Genomic DNA, 21,750 nt, shown 5'->3' on the forward strand with positions numbered 1-21,750 from the left:
GGGCGTTCGACGATCGGATCAGATCGCGGAGGCGCTCTCGATCCCGGCGATCCCGGCGAAGGCCGACTCGTCGACCGCGCCGACGGCCGAGATCGACGACGGCCCCCGGGCCAAGTCTGCCGCGAGTGCCTGGACGTCCTCCGCGCCGACGAGGGCGAGTCGGCGGAGGCTCTCGTCGAGGTCGACGAACTCGCCGAAGGTCAGCTCGGCGCGTCCGAGGCGCGACATCCGGGTGTCGGAGTCCTCCAGCGCGAGCGCCGCCGCTCCCGAGAGCTGGCCGCGGGCGCGGGCGAGCTCGTCGTCGGTGACGCCGTCCTCGGCGAGGCGGTGGAACTCGGTGAGCAGGAGCTCGGCGACCGTCCCCGCCTTCGCCGGGGTGCACGCGGCGTAGAGCCCGAAGAGGCCCGCGTCCGAGTAGGACGGGGCGAAGGAGTAGACGGAGTAGGCCAGGCCGCGCTTCTCGCGCACCTCCTGGAACAGCCGCGAGGACATGCCGCCGCCGAGGATCGAGTTGAGGACGCCCATCGTCATCCGCCGCTCGTCGCCCGCGGCGAGACCGGGGAAGCCGACCAGCAGGTTCGCCTGCTCGGTGGGGCGGTGCACCACCGACAGGGCGCTGCCGCGGGTGTAGGACGCACGGCCGCCGACGCGCCGCTCGACGGGCGGGGCCGCCGTGCCGAGGTCCCAGCCGTCGGCGACGAGGACCCGCTGGAGCAGCGCGACGAGCGCCTCGTGGTCGACGGCGCCGGCGACGGTGATCACCACGTCTCGCGGGCGGTAGGCGGCGCGGTAGTGCGCCCAGACCGCGTCCCGGGTGGCCTCGCCGATGGTCGCGGCGGTGCCCCCGATCGGGCGGCCCAGCGGGTGGTCGCCGAACACGGCCTCGAACAGCTTCTCGCCCGCCACGTCGGCCGGATCGTCGTCCGCCATCGCCAGCTCCTCGAGGATGACCCCGCGCTCGGTCTCGAACTCGTCCGGATCGATCAGGCTCGAGGTCACCATGTCGGCGATCACCTCGACCGCCATCGGGAGGTCGCGGTCCTGGATCTTGGCGTAGTAGCAGGTGTACTCCTTGGCGGTGAGAGCGTTGTGCTCCCCGCCCACGGAGTCGAAGGACACGGCGATGTCGAGGGCGGACCGCTTCTGCGTGCCCTTGAACAGCAGGTGCTCGAGGAAGTGCGTCGAGCCGACGTTGGAGGGCACGGCGGGCTCGCCCGCGGTCGCGGGGCGGCCGGGCCGCTCGTCGCGAGAACCCGCGGCGACCCAGAAGCCGATCGTGGCGCTGCGGGCGCCGGGCACCGATTCGCTGAGGATGCGGACACCGCTCGGGAGGACGGAGCGGCGGACCGTGGATCCGCCTGCGGCCCGGACTGACGTCTCCGGCTGGTCGAGGGGCAGTGCGACTCCGTGATTCATCGTGCCCACCCTAGGCCACCGCGACGGCGGCCCGAGCCGGGCTGTCGCGCCGTGGCCGGAGAGGTGCAGGGGGCGTCGCGGACGGGCGCGGTCAGCGGCGCGCGCGCTCCAGCGCGGCCAGGTGTCCGGGGTCGAGCTCGAGCGAGACCGCGCGCACCAGCGCGTCCACGTCGGCGGGTGAGCGCGGGGCGACCGTCGCGGCGGTCAGCCGCGGCCGGCCGAGCAGCCAGGCCAGGGCGACGGCGGCGGGAGCGGCCGAGAGCTCGGCACCGATCGCGTCGAGGACGGCGAGGACCCGGCGTCCGCGGCGCCCGAGGTGGGCGGCGGCGAGTGCCCCGTCGGGCAGGCGGCCGAGCTCGCGGCGGGTGCGCTCGGCGCCGCGGAGGAACCCGTGGGCGAGGGGGACGGTCGCGAGCAGGGCGAGTCCCTGGCCGGCGGCGACGAGGCCGAGATCGCCCTCCGAGCCGGGCCGCTCCAGCAGGTTCCAGCGGACCTCCGCGCCGGCGAGGCGGGGCAGCCCGTGGGCGGCCAGGACGCGCGCCTCGAACAGCTCCTCCGGGGAGAATCCGGAGGCGACCACCGACCGCACCAGCCCGCGCGCCAGCAGCACGTCGACAGCGCTGAGGAGCTCGTCGAGGCGCCCGGCCCCGTCGGGGCGGACCGCCAGCACATCGAGGCGATCGGTGCGGAGGCGGCGCAGCGCCCCCTCGACACGGTCCACGAGCGCACGCGGCGTCGCGGGCGCGCCGACCGGAGCGGCGAAGCGGCCGATCAGGAGGAAGCGGTCCCGGTCGCGGTGTCCGGCGGGCCAGCCGCCGACGCCCTCCGCGAGGCTCGAGTCGGTGACGACGACGCCGTTGCCGCCCCACGCCGCGTAGCGCTCGAGCAGCGCGGCACCGTCGTCGCGGCCGAGCGCCGCCGCGTCGAGCACGAAGGGGAAGAGATCGTGGCCGGAGTCGCCCATCGGCCGGCGGTGCGAGGGTGCGACGGCGGTCGGCTCGACGGGGCCGGTCTCGGCGAGGACGCCGCTCGAGGAGGCTGCGCGGGAGGCCGCGGGCGGGAGCGGGACGGCACTGTGACGGGGAGCCCGCACGACGGCGCCGGTCCTGTCCCTGGGCACGCCACCACTCTCCCTGCGGCGGCTCGGGTCCCGCCAGGGGAGAGAGTATCCGAGCGCCGTAGCCGCCACTCCGCCGGGTCGCGCACGGTTCACCAGATCGTTACACGGGCGCCGCCGGCGGGGTCGACTCGCGCCGGCGAGCGGTGCGGCGGGCCCCTCCGTGTCGGCCGTCCGGGCTAGATTCGCGACCATGGACTCCGCCGCCCCGACCCCCTCCGAGACCGCCGCCCCGACCTCCGACTCCCCCGAGCGGGAGACGTCAGCGCCCTGGTGGACGAGCGCCGTCGTCTACCAGATCTACCCGCGCTCGTTCGCGGACTCGAACGGCGACGGCATCGGCGACCTGGGCGGCATCCGCTCGAAGCTCGACCACCTCGCCGACCTGGGGGTCGACGTGATCTGGCTCTCGCCGGTCTACCCGTCGCCGCAGCACGACAACGGCTACGACATCTCGGACTACGAGGACATCGACCCGCGGTTCGGGACGCTGGAGGAGTTCGACCTGCTCCTCGCGGAGGCCCACGAGCGCGGCATCCGCATCGTGATGGACCTCGTGGTCAACCACACGAGCGACGAGCACGCCTGGTTCGTCGAGTCCCGCTCCTCGCAGGAGGACCCGAAGCGCGACTGGTACTGGTGGCGCCGCGGGCGCCGCTCGGCCGAGCCCGGCCGCGAGCTCGAGGCGGCCGCCGGCGCCGGCCTCGACGTCGCCGAGCCGAACGGCTGGCGCTCCTACTTCTCCGGCCCGGCCTGGACGCTCGACCCGGCGACGGACGAGTACTTCCTCCACCTCTTCGCGGTGCAGCAGCCGGACCTCAACTGGGAGAACCCCGAGGTGCGGCACGCGGTGCACGCGATGATGAACCGCTGGCTCGACCGCGGAGTGGACGGCTTCCGGATGGACGTGATCAACCTCGTCTCGAAGGACGTCGGAGCCGTCGACGGCGAGCAGGGCGGCGCGGGCATCGTCGGAGGGGTGGGTCCGCGGCTCCACGAGTACCTCCGCGAGATGCACGAGGCCGTGTTCGCGCACCGCGAGGGCTCCTTCCTCACCGTCGGCGAGATGCCCGGGGTCACCCTCGAGGAGGCGGTGCTCGTGACCGATCCCGAGCGGCGTGAGCTCGACATGGTCTTCCAGTTCGAGCACGTCGGCATCGACCACGGAGTCGACAAGTTCCACCCGGTGCCGCTGGACCTGGTCGCCTTGAAGGCCAACCTCGCGCGCTGGCAGGACGGCCTGGCCGAGCGCGGCTGGAACAGCCTGTACCTCGGCAACCACGACCAGCCGCGTCTCGTCTCGCGCTTCGGGGACGACGGCGCGCACCGCTACGAGTCCGCGACCCTCTGGGCGACGCTCCTCCACCTCCAGCGCGGCACGCCGTACATCTACCAGGGCGACGAGATCGGGATGACGAACGTCCCGTTCGCCGGCATCGAGGACTTCCGCGACGTCGAGTCCCTGAACTACTGGGCCGAGGCCGTCGGCGAGCGCGGCGAGGACCCGGCGACCGTGCTCGCCGGGCTGCGCGCGCAGAGCCGCGACAACGCCCGCACGCCGGTGCAGTGGGACGACAGCCTCCAGGCCGGCTTCACGACCGGCGAGCCGTGGATCGCGGTCAACCCGAACGCCGCCGAGGTGAACGTCGCCGCCGATCGGGCCGCCGAGCGGTCGGTCTTCGAGTACTACCGGGCGCTGATCGCGCTGCGGCACGCCGACGAGACGGTGCAGCTGGGCCGCTTCGCGCTGCTGGAGCCCGAGCACCCCGCGCTCTTCGCCTTCACGCGCACCGGACCGGGCGAGCTGCTCGTCGTCGGGAACGTGTCCGGTGAGCCGCTCGAGGTGCCGCTGCTCGAGGAGTGGGCGGCTGCCGAGACGGTCCTCGGCAACGTCGCCGGTGCGACCGGGTCGACGCTCGGCCCGTGGGAGGCGCGCATCCTGCGCCGCTGAACCTCGCCGCGCCCCGCTCCGAGCACGGCGCGGGGCGCGGCGCCCGACGGCGGTGGACCAGCGGGCGAGGGCCTCAGGCGGAGACGCGGTCCAGTTGAGCGACGTCGCTGCGGGTCAGCGGGAGCGCGGCCGCCGCGAACAGCGACTCGAGCTCCGCGGCGTTCCGCGCCCGGACGATCGCCGCCGAGACCTCCTGGTGCGAGAGCACCCAGGCGAGCGCGACCACGCCGGGCTCCGTGCCGTGGGCCCCGGCGATCTCGTCGAGGGCCGCGAGCACGCGGGAGCCGTGGCGGCCGACGTAGTCCAGGCCCGCCTCGAACAGGGCCGACTCCGGCTCGTCCGTGCGGCTGCGCAGGGCGCCGGTGAGGTAGCCGCTCGCCAGGGGCAGCCGCGCGAGGGTGCCGAGCTCGAGCCGCACCACCTCGGGGGCGACGTCGGTCTCGTAGGTCCGGCGCTCCATCAGGCTGTACTCCGACACGACGGCCGAGAGCGACGGCAGCGCGAACGCGGTCGCCGTCTCGTGCAGCGCCGTGATCGCGGCTCCGCTGAAGTGCGCGGCGCCCAGGGCGCCGACCGAGCCGTCCGCCAGGAACGGCGCGACCGCCGCCAGGCTGTCGGCGATGGGGATCCCGGGGTCCTCGCTGTCGAACGAGAGCAGGTCGATCCGGGTGCCGAGCCGCTCGAGGCTCCCCTCGATCGCGATGCGGACGTCCTCCGGGGCGAGGCCCGGCGCGTCCGGGTGCCGGCCGACCTTCGTCGCGACCAGCATCCGCTCGCGCAGCCCGCTCTGCTCGAGCCAGCGGCCGATCATGTACTCGCTCCGACCGGTCGCGTAGTGGTCCGCGGTCGAGATCAGGGTGCCGCCGAGACGGCCGAACGCGTCGAGCACCTCGGTGGTGTCGTCGATCCCGGCGGCCCAGCCGAAGACGGAGCCGTCGAGGGCGAGAGGATGCACGGGGAGGCCGGTCCGACCCAGGGTGCGTGAGAGGAGGGGCGTCTCCGGCTCGGTGGCCAGGGGCGTCGGGTCGGTCACGGAGTCCTCCGGTCGGGGCGGTGCGGCGCGGTCCCGCCACCGTACCCCATGCCCCCGCCGACGACGGACGCCCGCCCCACCGGAGTGGAACGGGCGTCACGGTCGTGCAGGAGGGATCAGCTCTCGGCGGGAGCCTCTGCCTCGGCCTCCTCGGCCACGACGGGCGCGAGGGACAGCTTGCCGCGGTCGTCGATCTTGGTGATCTGGACGAGCAGCTTCTGACCGACTCCGAGGACGTCCTCGACGTTCTCGACGCGCTTGCCGCCGGCGAGCTTGCGGACCTCGCTGATGTGCAGCAGTCCGTCCTTGCCGGGGAGGAGCGAGACGAACGCGCCGAACGTCGCGAGCTTGACGACGGTTCCGAGGAACTGCTCGCCGACCTCGGGGTTGGTCGGGTTCGCGATGGCGTTGACCTGCGCACGCGCGGCCTCGGCCGACGGGCCGTCGACGGCTCCGATGTAGACGGTGCCGTCCTCCTCGATGGAGATGTCGGCGCCGGTCTCGTCCTGGATCGCGTTGATCGTCTTGCCCTTGGGGCCGATCAGCTCGCCGATCTTGTCGACGGGGATCTGCACCGAGATCACGCGGGGCGCGGTCGGGGCCATCTCGTCGGGCTGGTCGATGGCCGCCGTGAGCACCGCGAGGATCGTGGTGCGGGCGTCCTTGGCCTGCTTGAGCGCGGCGTCGAGCACCGACGACGGGATGCCGTCGAGCTTCGTGTCGAGCTGGATGGCCGTGACGAACTCGGCGGTTCCGGCGACCTTGAAGTCCATGTCGCCGAGCGCGTCCTCGGCGCCCAGGATGTCGGTCAGCGCCGCGTAGCGGGTCTGGCCGTCGACGACGTCGGACACGAGGCCCATCGCGATGCCCGCGACCGGGGCGCGCAGCGGCACTCCGGCGTTGAGGAGCGACAGGGTCGACGCGCAGACCGAGCCCATCGAGGTCGAGCCGTTGGAGCTCAGCGCCTCGGAGACCTGGCGGATCGCGTAGGGGAACTCCTCGCGGCTCGGCAGCACCGGCACGAGGGCGCGCTCGGCGAGGAAGCCGTGCCCGATCTCGCGACGCTTCGGCGATCCGACGCGGCCGGTCTCACCGGTCGAGTAGGGCGGGAAGTTGTAGTGGTGCAGGTACCGCTTCTTGGTGACGGGCGACAGCGAGTCGATCTGCTGCTCCATCTTGAGCATGTTCAGCGTGGTGACACCCAGAATCTGGGTCTCGCCGCGCTGGAAGATGGCCGAGCCGTGGACGCGCGGGATGACCTGCACCTCGGCGTCGAGCGGGCGGATGTCGGCCAGGCCGCGTCCGTCGATGCGCACGCCGTCGCGGAGGATGCGGCCGCGGACGACCACCTTCGTGACGGACTTGTACGCCGCTCCGACCTGGTTGTAGGCCTCGGCTGACAGCTGACCCGAGGCGATGCGCTCGGCGATCTGCTCCTTGACGCGCGCCTTGAGGGCGTCGTCGGCGTCCTGCCGCTCGACCTTGTCGGCGATCTGGTACACGCGGACGAGCTCGTCGTAGCTGAGCTCGGCGACGTTGTCGTAGGTCTCCTGCGCGTAGGGCAGGAAAACCGGGTAGTCCTTGACCGGCTTCGCGGTCTCGGCGGCGAGCTTCGCCTGCGCCTCGACGAGTGCGCGGAGGAAGGGCTTGGCGGCCTCGAGGCCCTCGGCGACGACGTCCTCGCTGGGCTTGGTCGCACCCGCCTTGATGAGGTTCCAGGAGGACTCCGTGGCCTCGGCCTCGACCATCATGATGGCGACGTCCGAGGAGCCGTCCTCGTTGGTGACGACGCGGCCCGCGACGGTGAGGTCGAAGACGGCGTTCTCCAGCTGGGAGGCCTTGGGGAAGGCGACCCACTGGTCGTTGCCGGAGCCGTCGGACATGAGCGCCAGGCGGACGCCGGCGACCGGGCCGGAGAACGGCAGGCCGGAGATCTGCGTGGACGCGCTCGCGGCGTTGATCGCGAGGGCGTCGTAGAACTCGTCCGGCGCGATGCTGAGGACCGTGATGACGATCTGGACCTCGTTGCGCAGGCCCTCGACGAACGAGGGGCGCAGCGGCCGGTCGATCAGACGGCAGACCAGGATCGCCTCGGTGGAGGGGCGGCCCTCGCGGCGGAAGAACGAGCCGGGGATCTTGCCGGCGGCGTAGGAGCGCTCCTCGACGTCGACGGTCAGCGGGAAGAAGTCGAAGTTGTCCTTCGGGTTCTTCGAGGCCGACGTGGCCGAGAGGAGCATGGTGTCCTCGTCGAGGTAGGCGGCGACGGCGCCCTGAGCCTGCTGCGCGAGGCGGCCGGTCTCGAAGCGGACGGTGCGGGTGCCGTACGAGCCGTTGTCGAGAACGGCTTCGGCGAATGTGATTTCAGGACCTTCCAAGAGGTCTGTCTCCTTAACGTCTGCAGCGGCGCCCCTTCTGGGCGCCGGCGTTCGTCGGAGCAGCGGTCCGGTCAGGAATCGAGACGATCCCACGGCAGGGCTTCGCGCCGTGCCGTCGTGTGGAGGGCGTTCGTGCTGGCCACCAGTAGAAGAGCTCCGGGCTGTCGCGACCTGTGCCGCGAGCGGGACGTGCCGCCTGCGACTCGTGCCGCGGCGGCCCGTGCTCTGTCGCACGCTGCCGCCGTCCGGGACTCCACCACCGAGGACCAGCTTCCTGCCGGCCTGCTCCGTGGCTCGAATCCTGGGTCGACCGGCGGTCGCTTTCGGATTCGGAACCGGTTCATGCTATCAGCCGCGGTGCGGTTCCTCCATGGACCGCGCCGACCCGGCGGGCCCTCCGCCCGTCAGCCCCGCGTCTCGTGCATCAGCAGCTCGACGCGCAGCCCGCCCCTCACCGTCACGATGCGGGCCGGCACGCGGGGCGACCTCCCCGCCTCCGAGAGCCGGGCGAGGGCGGCCTCGACCACGTTCTCGAGACCGCGCGGCACCTGGCCGACGAGCCCCGAGGGGCGCTGGGCCGCGAACAGGCGGACCGGCATCGGAGCGTCCACGCGCTCCTCCTCCGCGGTGCGGCGCGGGATCACGGCCGTGACCTCGTCCTCGCCGAGGGCGAGCACCCGCGCGATCTCGTCCTGGTGCGGCCGGGAGTCGGCGAGGCGGAGGAGGGTGTCACCGCGCCGCGACTTCGGGCGCAGCTCGTAGTCGTAGTCGTCGAGCTTGCCCGAGCCGCGGTCGTCGGAGGGGAGGGGGTTCGCGTCGCCGCGTCCGAACGGGAAGAGCTTCATGCCTCCATTGTCTAGCTCGCGGCCCCTCCCCCGCTCGCGTCAGGCGGTGCGCCGCATCCGGGCGATCGCCGCGAGCACCAGGACGAGCACGACGGCGACGAAGCCGAGCAGGACCGGGACGGCCGGCAGGAGCGCGAGCGCGGCACCGATCGCCAGGACCGGCACCGCGAGGCCGAGGTAGGCGGCGAGGAACACGGCCGCGAGCACCTCGCCGCGGGTCTCGTCGGTGGCGAGCGAGCCGGCGACTCCGAGCGCCAGGCGGAAGAGCAGGCCCACGCCCGCTCCCGCGAGCACCCCGCCGATGATGAAGGCGGACACCGAGACGATCACGGCGCCGGTCGCGACCAGCAGCAGCCCGGCCGTCAGCGCCACGGCCGCGAGGCGGAGCGCCGTCCGCGAGGACAGCCGGATCGAGACCAGCTGCGCGACGGCTCCGGCGGCGAAGACCCCGAAGGAGACCGCGCCCGCCTCGAGGTGGGAGGTCTCGCCGAAGCGCCCGGCGAGGAAGGTCGGCGCCAGCGAGGTGAAGAGGCCGAACACGGCGAACCCGGCGAACGCGCCGACCGCGGCCGAGAGGAAGACGCCGCGGGAGGCGGCCGGCACGGCCAGGCGCTGCGGACGGTAGGCCGGGAGGACCTCGCGCCGCTCGACCGTCTCGGGGACGAGCGCGACGCCGATCCCGAGGACGACCAGGAGGACGAGGAACACGGCGTACGGGACGACCAGGGGCTCGCGCACCGTCACGGCGAACACCCCGCCGACGAGCGGGCCGAGCGCCAGCCCGCCCATGTTGACGAGGGCGGAGACGGCGCGGGAGGTGCCGGGGCCCTCCTCCGGGCGGGCGACGGCGCGCAGCTCCGAGAGATGGGCGGTGGCCGTCGCGGTGAGCGCGCCGACGCCGAGCCCGGTCAGCAGGCGGGCGAGGATCAGCCCGGGCACGTCCGGCCAGAGCAGGAACACGGCGGCCGCCAGGACCTCGACGAGGATCGACGCGAGCAGGATCCGGCGGCGGCCGAGCCAGTCGCTGACGTGCCCGGCGAGGAAGAGGCTCGCCACGACTCCGACCGCGTACGCGGCGAAGACCACGGTGACGACGAAGGCCGGGAACCCGTCGCGCTGCTGGTAGATCGCGTAGAGCGGTGTCGGCACGGTCGAGAACGCCATCACCGTGAGGAAGGCGACGGCGATCACCCAGAAGCCGTGGCGGTGCGGGAGCTCGCGGCGGTGGACGGACGGCAGGGAGCGCTCGGTGGTGGTCACGGTGTCCACAGTGCTCCGCCCCATCATCCGTGTCCAACGGAGGATCTCGGTTGGATTGATCGTCCCTGCTGGATAATGGGCGGATGGACGACCGCCAGCTCGCCGCCTTCGTCGCCGTCGCCGAGGAGCTCAGCTTCACCCGGGCGGCCGCGCGCCTGTTCGTCGTGCAGTCGACCCTCTCGGCGAGCATCCGCTCGCTCGAGCAGGAGCTCGGCTCGCCGCTGTTCGCCCGCTCGACCCGGCGGGTGGCGCTCACCGCGGTCGGCGAGGCGCTCCTGCCCTCGGCCCGATCGGCGATCGACAGCCTCGACCGGATGCGCTCGCTCGCGGCCGACGACGCGGCGGGGCTCCGCGGGCGGGTGCGGGTGGGCACCTTCTCCGCCCTCGACCTCGTCGACCTGCCCGGCGCGCTCGGCGTCTTCCGCACTCGGCACCCGCTGGTGGACCTGCTCCTGCGCACCTCGACCACCGGCTCCACCGGTCTCGCCGAGGACCTGCGCCGCGGCCTGCTCGACGCCGCTCTGCTGGCACTGCCCGCGGCGCAGCTGCGGGGCCTGGCGGTGACGCGGCTGGTGCGCAGCGACTACGTCCTGCTGGTGGAGAGCGCGGATCCGCTCGCCGCGGCGGGACCGCCCTCCCCGCAGGACCTCGACGGGCTCACCTTCGTGGACACGCCCGCCGGCTTCGGCAACAGGGTCGCCGTCGACCTCGCCTTCCGCGAAGCCGGGGCGTCGCGCCGGGTGGCCACCGAGGTCGCCGATCTGCCGGGGATCCCCCGCTTCGTGCAGGCGGGGCTGGGGCCGGCGATCGTGCCGCGCGCGGGCGTCGAGCCGCTGGAGGGCGTCACGGCCCTCGCGCTCGACTGGCCGGGGCTGGTCTGGGAGCTCTCGGTCTGCACGGCGCCGCGCCCCTCCGCCGCGGTGCAGGCGCTCACGGCCGTGCTGGCGGAGCGCTCGGCCTAGGCCTCAGCCCTCGCGCAGGGGGCCGCGGACGATCGAGTCGCCGGAGTGCTCCGGGTCGTCGTCGAACGGCTCCTGGGAGACGTCCACGAGCGAGTACTCGGCGAGGTCGACGTCATCGGGCACGGCGAAGACGCCGTCGGTCCCGTCGAGCACGCCGAGCCCGACCAGCCCGGAGGCGTCGGCGGCGAGGAGCCAGACCTCCCGGTACGAGTCGTCCGCGCTCTGCGCATCGAGGTGCACGTGCAGGCGGCGGGTGCCGTCGGCGTCCTCCAGCTCGGCGGTTCCGCTCGCTCCCTGCCAGTCGGGGAGAGCGGCGAGATCAGCGCGCGCCACGACGGCGGCGGTGTCGTCGCTCCGCGAGGCCTGCCACCAGGCTCCGCCCGCGACCCCGATGACGAGCGCGCCGAGAGCGGCCAGCACGGCGCTCAGAGCGCGGGGCCGGCGGCGGCGGGCGGGACGGTGCCGTCCCGGGGGAAGGGCGAGCGGAGGCGGCACGGCAGCGGCCGACGACGGCAGGGCGCCGGGCCCGAGGTCGCCGAGGGCGAGCTCCTCGCGGATGCGGTCCCAGACGATCGCGGGCGGCGCCTCCAGCTCGACAGCACGGCTCGCACGGCCCAGGCCCGCGGCGTGGCCGAGCTCGACCAGCTGCCGGGCGCAGTCGGGGCAGTCGCGCAGGTGGGCCTGCTCGGCGTCGCTCGAGTGCTCGCCGAGGGCGAGCAGGGCGAGCTCGTCGGGATCGAGGTGGGTCATGTGCTGCTCACCTCCAGGCGGGAGCGGAGCCGGTCGAGGCTGCGGCGGATGTGGCTCTTGACGGTACCGAGCGGCAGGCCGGTGCGCTCGGCGATCTCGGTGTGGGTGAGGTCCTCGTAGAAGGCGAGGCCGATCACCCGCCGGGGGACGGGATCCAGGCGGGCCAGCTCGTCGGCGATCAGGATCCGCGCCTCGAGGTCGACGGGGGCCTCCCCCTCCTCGACCGGCGTGACGGCGACGAGGGCCTCGGTGAGCCTCCGCTCGCGCGCCCGCGCCTCGTGCGCGTCCGCGATCCTCCTCCGGGAGATCCCGACCAGCCAGGCTCCGAGAGCCGCCCGTCCGGGGTCGAAGCCCGAGCGCGAGGTCCAGGCCGAGACGAACACGCGCTGCACCACGTCCTCCGCGTCGCCGCGGTCGCCGAGCGAGCGCAGCGCCAGCGTGAAGACCAGCGGCGACCAGCGCGAGTACGCCTCGGCGAGCGCCGCCTCCTCCCCTGCGGCGAAGCGGCGGCCGAGCCGGGCCACGAGAGCGCTGTCGGCCTCGGCGCCGTCGGCGGGCTCGATGGTCTCGATCAGGGGGTCCCTCCAGGGCTGCGGGGAGCGCTGCTGCCCGGGGGCGTGCGGCGCTGCGAGGCTCATCGTACGTCGCTGAGGCTCGGGCGGGCGGGTCAGCCGGCCGGGACGGCCGTGACCACCACGTTGCTGAGGTAGTGGCGGGTGTCGTAGTCGAAGTCGCCGCCGCAGGTGATCAGGACCAGCCGCGGCGGTCCGTCGGCGGCGAACACGGCCGAGAGGTCGACCGTGGTCTTCTCCGTGGTCTCCACCGTCGAGACGGTGTACGCGCGCTCCGCGCCGTCCGCGCCGGTGAGGGTCACGGTCTGGCCCGGGACCGCCTTCTTCAGCTCGACGAACGGCCCGAGGCCGTAGGCGAGGGAGTCGACGTGCGCGGCGATCACGACCGTGCCCTCCGGCTCGTCGAGGCCGGCGCCGAAGCGGTACCAGCCGGCGACCTGCGTGTCGGGCACGAGCTCCATCGTGCCGTCGTCCGCGACTCCGACCGGCTCGACGGCCATGTCGACGGGGAGCCCGTTGACGACGAGCCGCTCGGGAGCGAGCGCGGTGGGGGCGGGGGTCGCGCCGAGCCGAGCATCCGCCACCGGGACGGACGGCACCGCTTCCGGCAGGGTCGCCGCGGGCGAGGAGGGGACCGTGGCCGGCACCGGCTGCTGGGGCGCCGAGGAGACGGCGGCGGGAGCGGGCTCCACCCGGGACTCCTGCGCCGCGCATCCGGCGAGACCGGCACCGGCCACGATCAGCCCGACCACGGCGAGGACGCGCAGAGGGAAGGGGCTCCGGCTCATGGCGTCCTCCTGGGTCGTGGTCGGGGGTGCCGGGACGGCCGCGCTCCAGCACGGCCGACCCGGCGGTCGGATCCTCGGGTCAGCGACGCGAGGCGGCGGTGCGGCGGCCGATCAGCACAGCGCCGGCAGCGGCGAGGGCGGCGAGCAGTGCTCCGCCCCACCAGCCCGCGGCGGCGTCGGGGCGGTTGTCCGCCGCGAGGCCGGCCTCACCGGCGGGGACGCCCGACGGCGAGGAGTGCAGTCCATCGATGGTCTGCGTCGCGAGAGCGAGGTTGCCCTTCTCCAGGCTGCCCCAGGCGTAGACGATCGTGTTCACGCCCTCCTGGACCTGCACGTCGGCCGGGCCGATGACCGGCGCGGTGGTCCCGGTCGCGGCGACCACGGTCGAGATCGTGGCCGGGGCGAGGTTCAGCACGCCCTCGTTCGGGTTCGTCACGTTCGTCAGGACGGGCGACCCTCCGGCGAGGATGTCCACGGCCGGAGCGGCGGCGATGTGGCGGACCGTGAGCCGGCCCTCGCCCGCGGCGGTCTTCGAGATGTCATTGGTGAAGAGGGTCGCGGTGGGGGTGTTGTCCGGCTTGAGGTGCGCCGCGACGGTGTAGCTCTTCCCCGCCTCGAGGCTGATGTCGATCGGGCCGATCACGGGGGCGCTGGCGTCCGCGGCGGTGGAGGCCGTGATGGCGACCTTGTAGGTGCCGGTGGGGAGGTCGAGCGGGCCGGCGAGCGAGCCGGGGGTGAAGTCGTCGAGCGTCAGCTTGCCGTCGACGTAGACGTCGACCGGGGTGTCGGGGACGGCGTGCAGGACCGAGAGGTCGGCCGAGTCGGCGTCGGCGGCGGCGGCGGGCGTGGCTGCGATGCCGACGACGGCCAGGGTTCCGATGCAGGCACCGGCGAGCAGGCTGCGGGAGAAGCGGGAGGTGGTCACGGTGTTCCTCTTTCACGATGGGACCCGCGAGGGGTCGGGGGGTGGTCGAGAAGGGCCTTCACCACTACTTCCGGCCGAGGCGCCTCCTCGGATGCACCCGGTCTGAGATTCTTCGAAAGAATTCCTGCCGGACACTTCGCGAGCCCCTCGCAGCGCTGGCCCGAGCGCCCGCGCCGGGCTAGCCTCCGACCAGGAGGTGCGGAGGATGGGCAGGCGCGGCGTGGTCCTCCTCCTCGCCGCCGCGGCGCTCACCACGGCGGCGGTCGCGGGCGTGCAGGGCTCCCTCGCCCCCCGGGCGCCGGTCGCCGACCAGGCCGCCGCCGCCTCCGACGCCCCCGCCCAGTGCGACGACGCCCGGGAGCTGCTGGCCGCCTCGTCCGCCTTCGAGGGCGGAGCGGGCGTGCCGGCCGGCCACCTCGTGGCCTGCCTCGACGAGGACCACCGGCGCCTCACGATCCACAACCGCACCCCCGTCGTCTGGAGTCTCGGCGACTCCTCGGTGCGGGGCGTGACGAGCGGGACGGACGGAGTGACGGGTCTGCTGAGCCTGCACGCGTCGCAGTCCTCCTCCGGGCTGCTCCTCGCACCCGGATCGGCGGCCTCGGTCTCGGCCGGCGACGGGAGTATCCGACCGCGGCCCGACGAGCCCTCGACCCGGCTGCAGCTCGCGCTCACCGCGGTGGTCGCGGCTCAGGATCAGGCGATCGGCCCCTCCGCCGGTCCCGACAGCATCATCCGCGGCGCCGCGCTCACCTGCGCGGTCGTGGTCGCGGAGTCGGACACCGGCTGGCGGGTGACCTCGCCGCGGGCTCTCGCCGCGGCGGCCGAGGACCCGGTGTGCGCGCGCGACTGGGGCCGCGCCCAGCGCAGCGCGGCGGCCTGGCGGATCGCCCTGCCCGGGCTCGTCGACGCCGTGGAGGCTCCCGGCCGCCCCGAGGACGACACGGCGCTCCAGCGGGCCGCGGCCGACTGGTTCTCGGCCTCGAGCGGCTACTCGTGGGGCGGAGTCGACCGCCCCGCTCCCCTGCCCTGACCGGCGCCGCGCGCCTCGTCCGCCCGGGAACGCGAACGGGCCGCCCTCCGCGAGGAGAACGGCCCGTTCGGCAAGAAGTTCGCGGTGTCATCGAGACCGCGCCCTGCTCCGGGAGGAGCTAGCGGCGCAGACCGAGACGCTCGATCAGCGAGCGGTAGCGGTTGATGTCCACATCCGACAGGTAGCCGAGGAGTCGACGACGCTGACCCACGAGCAGCAGCAGACCACGACGCGAGTGGTGGTCGTGCTTGTGCTCCTTGAGGTGCTCGGTGAGGTCCTTGATCCGCTTGGTCAGGACGGCCACCTGCACCTCGGGGGATCCGGTGTCACCGGGGTGGGTCGCGTACTCTTCGATGATCGCCTTCTTGACATCTGCTTCGAGTGCCATATATGGGATCCCCTCTCTCTCGTTGCGCGGTGCCCGGCGCCTGATGCGTGGGCTCTCTTGATCCGCGGCCGTCGAACGGCAACCGGACGACTCTACCAGAGGGAGGGCGGTATCAGGAGCCGGTGGCCCGGTTCCAGAGCACGACGAGCCACGGCGAGACCAGCAGCTGCCAGTAGACGAGCACGAGGACGTTGAGGACCACGCCGATCCAGCCGGCGATCGGCGGGCGCTTCTCGCGACGCCGGGCGCGGAGGGTGGAGACGGCGAGCAGGATCCCGGCGAGCAGGACCGCGTGCACGAGCGCGGTGTAGAGCACGCCGACCAGCAGGTCGCTGACGGCCTGGTCGCCCGGGTAGGCGCCGAGCGAGATCAGGGCGTACCAGACGAAGAACGACAGCGGGACCGCGAGGACGGCCAGGAGGACCGAGACGATCCCGGCTCCGTAGCGGCGGAGGAACCGGCGAGCTCCCGAGGCCGTGGCACCGGTCCGAGCGGCTCCGGCGCGGACGCCGCCCGTGGAGCTGCGCCGACCGCCCGTGGCGGCCGCCGCGCGACGCGCGCCCGCCTCGGCGGCGGTGCGGATCGAGCGTCGCGAGGGGGCGGCTCCGGCTGCTCGCGGGGCAGGAGGACCCTGACGCCCGGGCGCGCCGTCGGATGACGTGCTCATGCCTCTCACCCTAGGGGATGACCCCTGAGCCCCCGGATCGGCGCGACGCGGCCCGCCGGGGCGGCGGAGTCAGCAGAATGGAGCGAGTGAGCCAGACCCCCCGCGCCCCCCGGCGCAGCCACGTCCTCGACGTCTCCCCCCTCCGCGAGTCCCCGGCCTTCGCCCGGCTCTGGGCCGGCAACGTGATCTCGGGCATCGGCGGCCAGATGACGATCGTCGCGGTCGGCCTGCACATCTACGAGCTCACCGGATCGACCCTCGCGGTCGCGCTGGTCGGCGTGGTGGCGCTGGTCCCGACCGTGATCGCCGGCCTCTACGGCGGGATGCTCGCCGACGCGTTCGACCGCCGCCTGGTGCTCCTGCTCGCCGCGGTCGTGGCCTGGGGCTCGACCGCGGGGATCGCGGCCCTCGCCTGGCTCGGCGCCGAGACCCCGCTCTCCCTCTACGTGCTCACCGCCGTGAACGCGGTGGCGACGACGGTGATCGTGACCACCCGGATGACGCTGGCTCCGCGGCTGCTCCGCACCGAGCTGGTCCCCGCCGCCGCCGCGCTGGGCGGCATCGCGAGCGGAGTCGAGGTGACCGTGGGGCCCGCCCTCGCCGGCGTGCTGGTCGCCTCCTCCGGCTTCGCGATCACGTACACGATCGACGTCGTGCTGTTCCTCGCCGCGTTCCTCGGCATCGCGGGGCTGCCGGCGCTCGTGCCCGAGGGCGAGCGGCAGCGGCCGGGGCTGGAGTCCCTCCGCTACGGCCTGGGCTTCCTGAAGGGCGCCCCGAACATCCGGATGTCCTTCCTGGTCGACATCGTGGCCATGACCTTCGGACAGCCGCGCGTGGTCTTCCCGGCCGCCGCCGCCGTGCTGCTCGGCGGAGGCGCGGTGACGGTGGGCGCCCTCACGGCCGCGTTCGCGATCGGGGCGCTGATCAGCGGCGTCTTCTCCGGCCGGCTCACCGGGGTCCGCCGGCAGGGCCTCGCGATCGGCCGCTCGATCCAGGTGTACGGAGCGTTCGTGGTCGCGTTCGGCGCGGTCCTGCTCGGTGCCGCATTCGTGCAGCACGACGCGTCGGCGCCGAACGCGGTGCTCATCGCGCTGGCGGCGGTCGCCCTGGCCGGCGCGGGCGCCTCCGACAACGTCAGCTCGATCTTCCGGCAGACGATGCTGCAGACCGCGGTCCCCGACAACATGCGGGGTCGGCTCCAGGGCGTGTTCATCGTCGTGGTGACGGGCGGCCCGCGGGTCGGCGACCTCTACACGGGACTGCTCGCCTCGCTCGCGCTGCTCTGGCTGCCGCCGCTCGCGGGCGGGCTCGCGATCATCGCGATCCTCGCCGCGGTGCTGCGACTCCGACCGGGGTTCCGTGGGTACGACGCCCTGCACCCGACGGCCTGAGCGGAGGGGCGTCTCCCTCGAGCCGGATGGGACAGCGCGCCCGCCCGCTCGGCTCAGGCCGGCGGACGGGCGCGCCGGGGATCAGTCGCCGGAGGCCGCGTCGGCGCCGCCGCCGTCGGTCAGCCGGTCGTCCGAGACCAGTCCGCTGTCGTCGTCGCGGCCCTCGACCCGCACCGGGCGGTAGACGTGGAAGCCGTCGTCGTCGGGCTCCAGCTCCCAGACCACCTCGACCTCCTCGCCGTCGATGTCGGCCAGGCGGGTGAAGGAGCGCTGCGGGGAGCCGTCGATCATCTCGAGGCGGATGCTCTCCTGCTCCGCTCCGCTGTCGAGGATGGCGGTGTACGTCGATTCGGTGTCCATGCCTCGACGCTAGACACGCGCGGGGAGGCGTCGCCACCCCTTGCGGCGGCGCACGGTCCGCGTAGCGTCGGCACCATGACCGACACCGACATCACTCCCGCCGACTCCGACGACCGCGAGCAGATCACCGAGATGGTGAAGAGCGCCGGGATCGGGCTCCTCACCACCGTCAACGCCACCGGGCAGCTCGTCAGCCGTCCGCTCAAGGCCCAGGACATCGACTTCGACGGCGAACTGTGGTTCTTCACGCAGGACCCGTCGCCCAAGGTCGACGACATCCGCGCGAACCCGAGCGTCAACGTCGCGTTCGAGTCGAAGAAGGGCTACCTGTCGGTGGCCGGCTCGGCGACCGTCGTGCACGACCCGGCGAAGGTGGACGAGCTGTGGTCCCCGGCCGTCGCCGGCTGGTTCCCCGACGGCAAGGACGACCCGACCGTCGCGCTGATCCGCGTCGAGGCCGAGACCGTCGAGCTGTGGGCGACCGACGAGCCGCGTCCGGTCGTGCTGTTCAAGGTCCTCAAGGCCGCCGTCACCGGCGGACAGCCCGACATCGGCGAGAACCGCACCGTCTCCTTCGAGTGATCCCTCCCCGCGGGGCGCCGCCGGGGCGCGGCGCCTCGCGGGGAATGGCGTCAGGCGCCGCCGAAGCGCTCGGTGCGCACGCGCTCGGGCGCGTGGCCCTGCTCGACCAGGGCGGTGGCGACGGCCTCGACGAACGAGGTCGGGCCGCACACGTAGACGGTCGGCTCGAGCGAGGCCGGCAGAGCCGCCTCGGCGAGCAGCTCCGGAGTGACGCGGCCGGCCGGACGCGCCGCTCCCGCCGGCGCCACCCGGGTGAAGACGTGGTCCACCGCGACTCCGCCCGTCGCGGCCGGCCGCTCGGCGAGCGCCGCCAGCTCCTCGCGGTAGTAGGCGAAGACGGGCGAGCGGACCGAGTAGAGCAGCTGCATCCGCGCCGCGCTCCCGGACCGGGCGTGCTCGCGCGCCATCGCCATCAGCGGCACCACGCCGCTCCCGCCCGCGATCAGCTGCACCGGCTCCGCCTGCTCCGGACGCCAGACGAACCAGCCGCCGATCGGACCGCGGATCTCGAGCCGGTCGCCCGCTTCGAGGCCGTCGACCAGGTACGGGGAGACCTCCCCGTCGTCCAGCCGCTCGACCGCGAGCTCGACCCGCTCCCCGTCGGCCGGGGCGCCTATCGAGTAGGAGCGGCTCGCCTGGTAGCCGTCGGGCGCGGTGAGGCGCACGTCGAGGTGCTGCCCCGCCAGGTGGCCCGGCCACCCGGGCACGCGGAGCACCAGGAGGCGCGACGTGGGCGTGAGCGGCGCGACCGACTCGGCCACCGCCTCCGTCCACATCACCAGTAGCGCTCCTCTTTCCAGGGGTCCCCGTGCATGTGGTAGCCGTTCTGCTCCCAGAAGCCGGGCTCGTCGCCGGGCATCAGGCGGAGCGTCCGCACCCACTTCGCGCTCTTCCAGAAGTAGAGGTGCGGCACCAGGAGCCGGGCGGGGCCGCCGTGCTCGGCCGCGAGGGGCTTCCCCTCGAACTCGGTGACGACCCAGGCCCTCCCGCCTCGGATCTCGGCGAGCGGGAGGTTCGTCGTGTAGCCGCCGAAGCTCTGCGCCATGACGAAGCCGGCGTCCGTCTCCAGGCCCTCCAGCAGAGTGTCGACCGAGACGCCGCGCCAGCTGGTGCCGAGCTTCGACCACCGGGTCACGCAGTGGATGTCGGTGTGCACGTCCTCGTGCGGGAGCGCGTCGAACTCCTCCCGGTTCCAGCGGCGCACGCCCGCGGGTCCGCCGTCGATGGAGAAGGCCCACTCGTGGATGTTCGGGGTGGGCCCGATCGAGAGGACGGGGAAGCCGTTCTCGAGGTGCTGGCCCGGCGGGAGGTCCGGGTCCGCCTCCCTCTTGCCGAAGAAGCCCCGCGTGATGATGCCCATGTCCGCCCTCGTCGTCCTCGGGGCCTGGCCCCGGATCGCTGGAAACCGCTCGTCGCGCTCACGCTACCGCTCGGCGCTACCGCATGCGGGCCCGCCGGGCGAGCCCGGGACCGTGTCGGACGTCGGTGCCAGGATCGGGGCATGAGACGAACCGTCGTGCCGCCGTACCTCCTCGTCCGCATCGCCCGCCTCGACGATCCGGCCTTCGCCCGGGCCGCGCGGGCCGCGAGCCGCTCGCTCGAGCAGGACGTGCCGTTCCGGCGCGTCCGGCCCGGAGAGCCCGCGCCCGACCGCGGGGCGCCGACCGCCGCCGCGACGTCCTCGCCGCGCACCCGCGTGCAGTCCCTCCAGCGCACCATCGCGGACGCGCGGACCGAGGAGACGCTGCCCGGCACGGTCGTCCGCCGCGAGGGCGAGGCGGCCACGGGGGATGCGGCCGTCGACGAGGCGTACGACGGCCTCGGCGCGATGTCGGCCTTCCTGCAGGGTGCGTACGGCCGCGACTCGATCGACGACGCCTGGCTGCCGCTCGACGCGACCGTGCACTTCGGCGACGACTACGACAACGCCTTCTGGGACGGCTCGCGGATGGTCTTCGGCGACGGGGACGGCCAGGTGTTCCGCCGCTTCACCGTCTCGCAGAGCGTGATCGGCCACGAGCTCGCCCACGGCATCACCGAGTACACGGCGAACCTCGTCTACCGCGGCCAGTCCGGAGCGCTCAACGAGTCGGTCTCGGACGTGTTCGGAGCCCTGCTGGAGCAGTACGGCGCCGGCCAGAGCGCCGACGAGGCGAGCTGGCTGATCGGCGAGGGGCTCTTCACCGACGAGGTGCAGGGCACGGCCCTGCGGTCGATGATCGCCCCCGGCACCGCCTACGACGACGACGTCCTCGGCTCCGACCCGCAGCCGGGCTCGATGGCCGACTACGTCGAGACCGACGACGACAACGGCGGAGTGCACATCAACTCGGGGATCCCCAACCGCGCGTTCGCCGTGGCGGCGACGACCCTCGGCGGGAAGGCGTGGGAGCGCGCTGGGCAGGTCTGGTACGACGTGCTGACCGGGGGCGTCCTCACCGCGACGGCCGACTTCGAGGCGTTCGCGGCGCTCACCGTGCGGGCCGCCGCCGAGCGCTACGGATCCGGCTCCAAGGTCGAGGCCGCCGTGCGCACCGGCTGGACGACGGTCGGCGTGACGCTGTCCGCCTGAGCCGGTCCGCTCGAGGACGGAGGCGGGTAGCATCGCGCGCATGGACGTCATCGTGTCGCGCAGCGGCGGAGTCGCCGGCCTCCGCCGGGTGTGGCGGGTCGACGTCGAGCAGCAGCCCGACGAGCGCGCCTGGCGCGACCTGCTCGGCTCGCTCCCCTGGGACGCCGCCGACGGCGAGTCCCCCGGCCGGGCCGACCGCTTCGTCTACGAGATCCGCGTGCAGACGCACCACGTCCGCCTCGGCGAGACCGAGCTCGACGGAGCCTGGCGCGAGCTGGTCGACCGCGTGAAGAAGGCGCAGCCCCGCTAGGAGCTGCGCCTTCGTCGTGTGCTCGGAGCTACTTGGTGCCGAGCAGGTCGATCACGAAGATCAGGGTCTTGCCGGAGAGCGGGTGCCCTCCGCCGGCCGGGCCGTACGCCAGCGCGGGCGGGCAGATCAGCTTGCGGCGGCCGCCGACCTTCATCCCCGGGATGCCCTGCTGCCAGGCGCGGATGAGGTTGTTGAGGGGGAAGTTGATCGACTGGTCGCGGCTCCAGGAGGAGTCGAACTCCTCGCCGCTGTCGTACTCGACGCCGAGGTAGTGGACCTCGACGGTCGAGCCGGGCTGCGCCTCGGCGCCGTCGCCGACGACGATGTCCTCGACGACGAGGGTGTCGGGGGCCGGGCCCTCAGGGGCGTCGACCTCGGGCTTGGTCAGGTTCTCGCTGCTCATGCCTCGATCCTACGGCGCTCGGGAGCGGAGTCTGGGAGCGGGCTGCGAGC

23 protein-coding genes are annotated in these 21,750 nt (G+C 73.8%); 7 read left to right on the plus strand and 16 right to left on the minus strand.

From position 1 onward, the window contains the following. Window positions 1-18: 18 nt before the first annotated feature. A complete protein-coding gene (locus C5C74_RS02675) occupies window positions 19-1,416 on the minus strand; it encodes a pitrilysin family protein (RefSeq protein ID WP_104224504.1) in 1,398 nt (465 codons plus the stop codon). A 91-nt stretch (window positions 1,417-1,507) separates the two neighbouring features. Then, window positions 1,508-2,536, minus strand: coding sequence for an aldo/keto reductase (locus C5C74_RS02680; protein WP_146076624.1), 1,029 nt, complete (start codon window positions 2,534-2,536; stop codon window positions 1,508-1,510). Between the two features lie 190 nt (window positions 2,537-2,726). Here C5C74_RS02680 and C5C74_RS02685 point away from each other — a divergent pair, with 190 nt between their 5' ends. Continuing rightward, complete coding sequence (locus tag C5C74_RS02685) at window positions 2,727-4,484, plus strand: alpha-glucosidase (protein WP_104255563.1); 1,758 nt, start codon at window positions 2,727-2,729, stop codon at window positions 4,482-4,484. A 73-nt stretch (window positions 4,485-4,557) separates the two neighbouring features. Here C5C74_RS02685 and C5C74_RS02690 read toward each other — a convergent pair whose 3' ends face one another. The 4 genes from C5C74_RS02690 to C5C74_RS02705 form a co-directional block, all read right to left on the minus strand. Further along, complete coding sequence (locus C5C74_RS02690) at window positions 4,558-5,517, minus strand: aldo/keto reductase (protein ID WP_104260622.1); 960 nt, start codon at window positions 5,515-5,517, stop codon at window positions 4,558-4,560. Between the two features lie 116 nt (window positions 5,518-5,633). Then, on the minus strand, window positions 5,634-7,892 hold the full coding sequence (locus C5C74_RS02695; protein WP_104226293.1) for a polyribonucleotide nucleotidyltransferase: 2,259 nt from the start codon (window positions 7,890-7,892) through the stop codon (window positions 5,634-5,636). A 404-nt stretch (window positions 7,893-8,296) separates the two neighbouring features. After that, on the minus strand, window positions 8,297-8,737 hold the full coding sequence (locus tag C5C74_RS02700; protein ID WP_104226292.1) for a hypothetical protein: 441 nt from the start codon (window positions 8,735-8,737) through the stop codon (window positions 8,297-8,299). A gap of 39 nt (window positions 8,738-8,776) precedes the next feature. Beyond that, a complete protein-coding gene (locus tag C5C74_RS02705) occupies window positions 8,777-9,997 on the minus strand; it encodes an MFS transporter (RefSeq protein ID WP_258059399.1) in 1,221 nt (406 codons plus the stop codon). An 83-nt stretch (window positions 9,998-10,080) separates the two neighbouring features. Between C5C74_RS02705 and C5C74_RS02710 the strand changes: the two genes are divergently transcribed. Then, window positions 10,081-10,959: a LysR family transcriptional regulator gene (locus C5C74_RS02710; protein ID WP_104268745.1), complete on the plus strand. Its 879-nt coding sequence runs from the start codon at window positions 10,081-10,083 to the stop codon at window positions 10,957-10,959. A 3-nt stretch (window positions 10,960-10,962) separates the two neighbouring features. On the opposite strand, the gene C5C74_RS02715 is transcribed toward C5C74_RS02710, so the two are convergent. From C5C74_RS02715 to C5C74_RS02730, 4 genes are all read right to left on the minus strand, one after another. After that, window positions 10,963-11,709, minus strand: coding sequence for an anti-sigma factor (locus C5C74_RS02715; protein ID WP_104268744.1), 747 nt, complete (start codon window positions 11,707-11,709; stop codon window positions 10,963-10,965). Further along, window positions 11,706-12,347: an RNA polymerase sigma factor gene (locus tag C5C74_RS02720; RefSeq protein WP_104338246.1), complete on the minus strand. Its 642-nt coding sequence runs from the start codon at window positions 12,345-12,347 to the stop codon at window positions 11,706-11,708. The genes C5C74_RS02715 and C5C74_RS02720 overlap by 4 nt, the downstream gene beginning before the upstream one ends. 29 nt (window positions 12,348-12,376) lie before the next feature. Continuing rightward, window positions 12,377-13,069: a class F sortase gene (locus C5C74_RS02725; protein ID WP_104268742.1), complete on the minus strand. Its 693-nt coding sequence runs from the start codon at window positions 13,067-13,069 to the stop codon at window positions 12,377-12,379. 79 nt (window positions 13,070-13,148) lie between these two features. Further along, complete coding sequence (locus C5C74_RS02730) at window positions 13,149-13,994, minus strand: DUF4397 domain-containing protein (protein ID WP_104224813.1); 846 nt, start codon at window positions 13,992-13,994, stop codon at window positions 13,149-13,151. A 205-nt stretch (window positions 13,995-14,199) separates the two neighbouring features. On the opposite strand from C5C74_RS02730, the gene C5C74_RS02735 reads away from it, so the two are divergent. Beyond that, window positions 14,200-15,027 (plus strand): hypothetical protein, encoded by an 828-nt coding sequence (locus tag C5C74_RS02735; protein WP_104350934.1) that lies wholly within the window; start codon window positions 14,200-14,202, stop codon window positions 15,025-15,027. Window positions 15,028-15,145: 118 nt separating this feature from the next. Here C5C74_RS02735 and rpsO read toward each other — a convergent pair whose 3' ends face one another. Next, window positions 15,146-15,415 carry a 30S ribosomal protein S15 gene (gene rpsO / locus C5C74_RS02740; RefSeq protein WP_068252328.1) on the minus strand — a complete coding sequence of 90 codons (270 nt, stop codon included), beginning with the start codon at window positions 15,413-15,415 and terminating at the stop codon, window positions 15,146-15,148. A gap of 112 nt (window positions 15,416-15,527) precedes the next feature. After that, window positions 15,528-16,082 (minus strand): hypothetical protein, encoded by a 555-nt coding sequence (locus tag C5C74_RS02745; protein WP_104268739.1) that lies wholly within the window; start codon window positions 16,080-16,082, stop codon window positions 15,528-15,530. Between the two features lie 86 nt (window positions 16,083-16,168). Here C5C74_RS02745 and C5C74_RS02750 point away from each other — a divergent pair, with 86 nt between their 5' ends. Continuing rightward, window positions 16,169-17,473, plus strand: coding sequence for an MFS transporter (locus C5C74_RS02750; protein ID WP_258064081.1), 1,305 nt, complete (start codon window positions 16,169-16,171; stop codon window positions 17,471-17,473). Between the two features lie 81 nt (window positions 17,474-17,554). Here C5C74_RS02750 and C5C74_RS02755 read toward each other — a convergent pair whose 3' ends face one another. Then, window positions 17,555-17,833, minus strand: coding sequence for a hypothetical protein (locus C5C74_RS02755; RefSeq protein ID WP_104224817.1), 279 nt, complete (start codon window positions 17,831-17,833; stop codon window positions 17,555-17,557). Between the two features lie 75 nt (window positions 17,834-17,908). Between C5C74_RS02755 and C5C74_RS02760 the strand changes: the two genes are divergently transcribed. Continuing rightward, a complete protein-coding gene (locus C5C74_RS02760; RefSeq protein WP_104224818.1) occupies window positions 17,909-18,415 on the plus strand; it encodes a pyridoxamine 5'-phosphate oxidase family protein in 507 nt (168 codons plus the stop codon). A 50-nt stretch (window positions 18,416-18,465) separates the two neighbouring features. Here C5C74_RS02760 and C5C74_RS02765 read toward each other — a convergent pair whose 3' ends face one another. Continuing rightward, window positions 18,466-19,191 carry a ferredoxin reductase gene (locus C5C74_RS02765; protein WP_104226284.1) on the minus strand — a complete coding sequence of 242 codons (726 nt, stop codon included), beginning with the start codon at window positions 19,189-19,191 and terminating at the stop codon, window positions 18,466-18,468. Next, window positions 19,191-19,775: a molybdopterin-dependent oxidoreductase gene (locus tag C5C74_RS02770; RefSeq protein ID WP_104224820.1), complete on the minus strand. Its 585-nt coding sequence runs from the start codon at window positions 19,773-19,775 to the stop codon at window positions 19,191-19,193. Before C5C74_RS02770 ends, C5C74_RS02765 begins: the two co-directional genes overlap by 1 nt. 141 nt (window positions 19,776-19,916) lie before the next feature. Here C5C74_RS02770 and C5C74_RS02775 point away from each other — a divergent pair, with 141 nt between their 5' ends. Together C5C74_RS02775 and C5C74_RS02780 are read left to right on the plus strand one after the other, a co-directional pair. Continuing rightward, entirely contained in the window at window positions 19,917-20,987 is a 1,071-nt protein-coding gene (locus tag C5C74_RS02775; RefSeq protein ID WP_104268737.1) for a M4 family metallopeptidase, read from the plus strand. Between the two features lie 40 nt (window positions 20,988-21,027). Further along, complete coding sequence (locus C5C74_RS02780; RefSeq protein ID WP_104233246.1) at window positions 21,028-21,297, plus strand: protealysin inhibitor emfourin; 270 nt, start codon at window positions 21,028-21,030, stop codon at window positions 21,295-21,297. A 28-nt stretch (window positions 21,298-21,325) separates the two neighbouring features. Here the strand turns inward: C5C74_RS02780 and C5C74_RS02785 are convergent, their stop codons facing one another. Continuing rightward, on the minus strand, window positions 21,326-21,700 hold the full coding sequence (locus tag C5C74_RS02785) for an FKBP-type peptidyl-prolyl cis-trans isomerase (protein ID WP_104267071.1): 375 nt from the start codon (window positions 21,698-21,700) through the stop codon (window positions 21,326-21,328). Between the last annotated feature and the right edge of the window lie 50 nt (window positions 21,701-21,750).

It is taken from the genome of Rathayibacter sp. AY1E8, from assembly GCF_002931415.1.
Taxonomy (GTDB): domain Bacteria; phylum Actinomycetota; class Actinomycetes; order Actinomycetales; family Microbacteriaceae; genus Rathayibacter.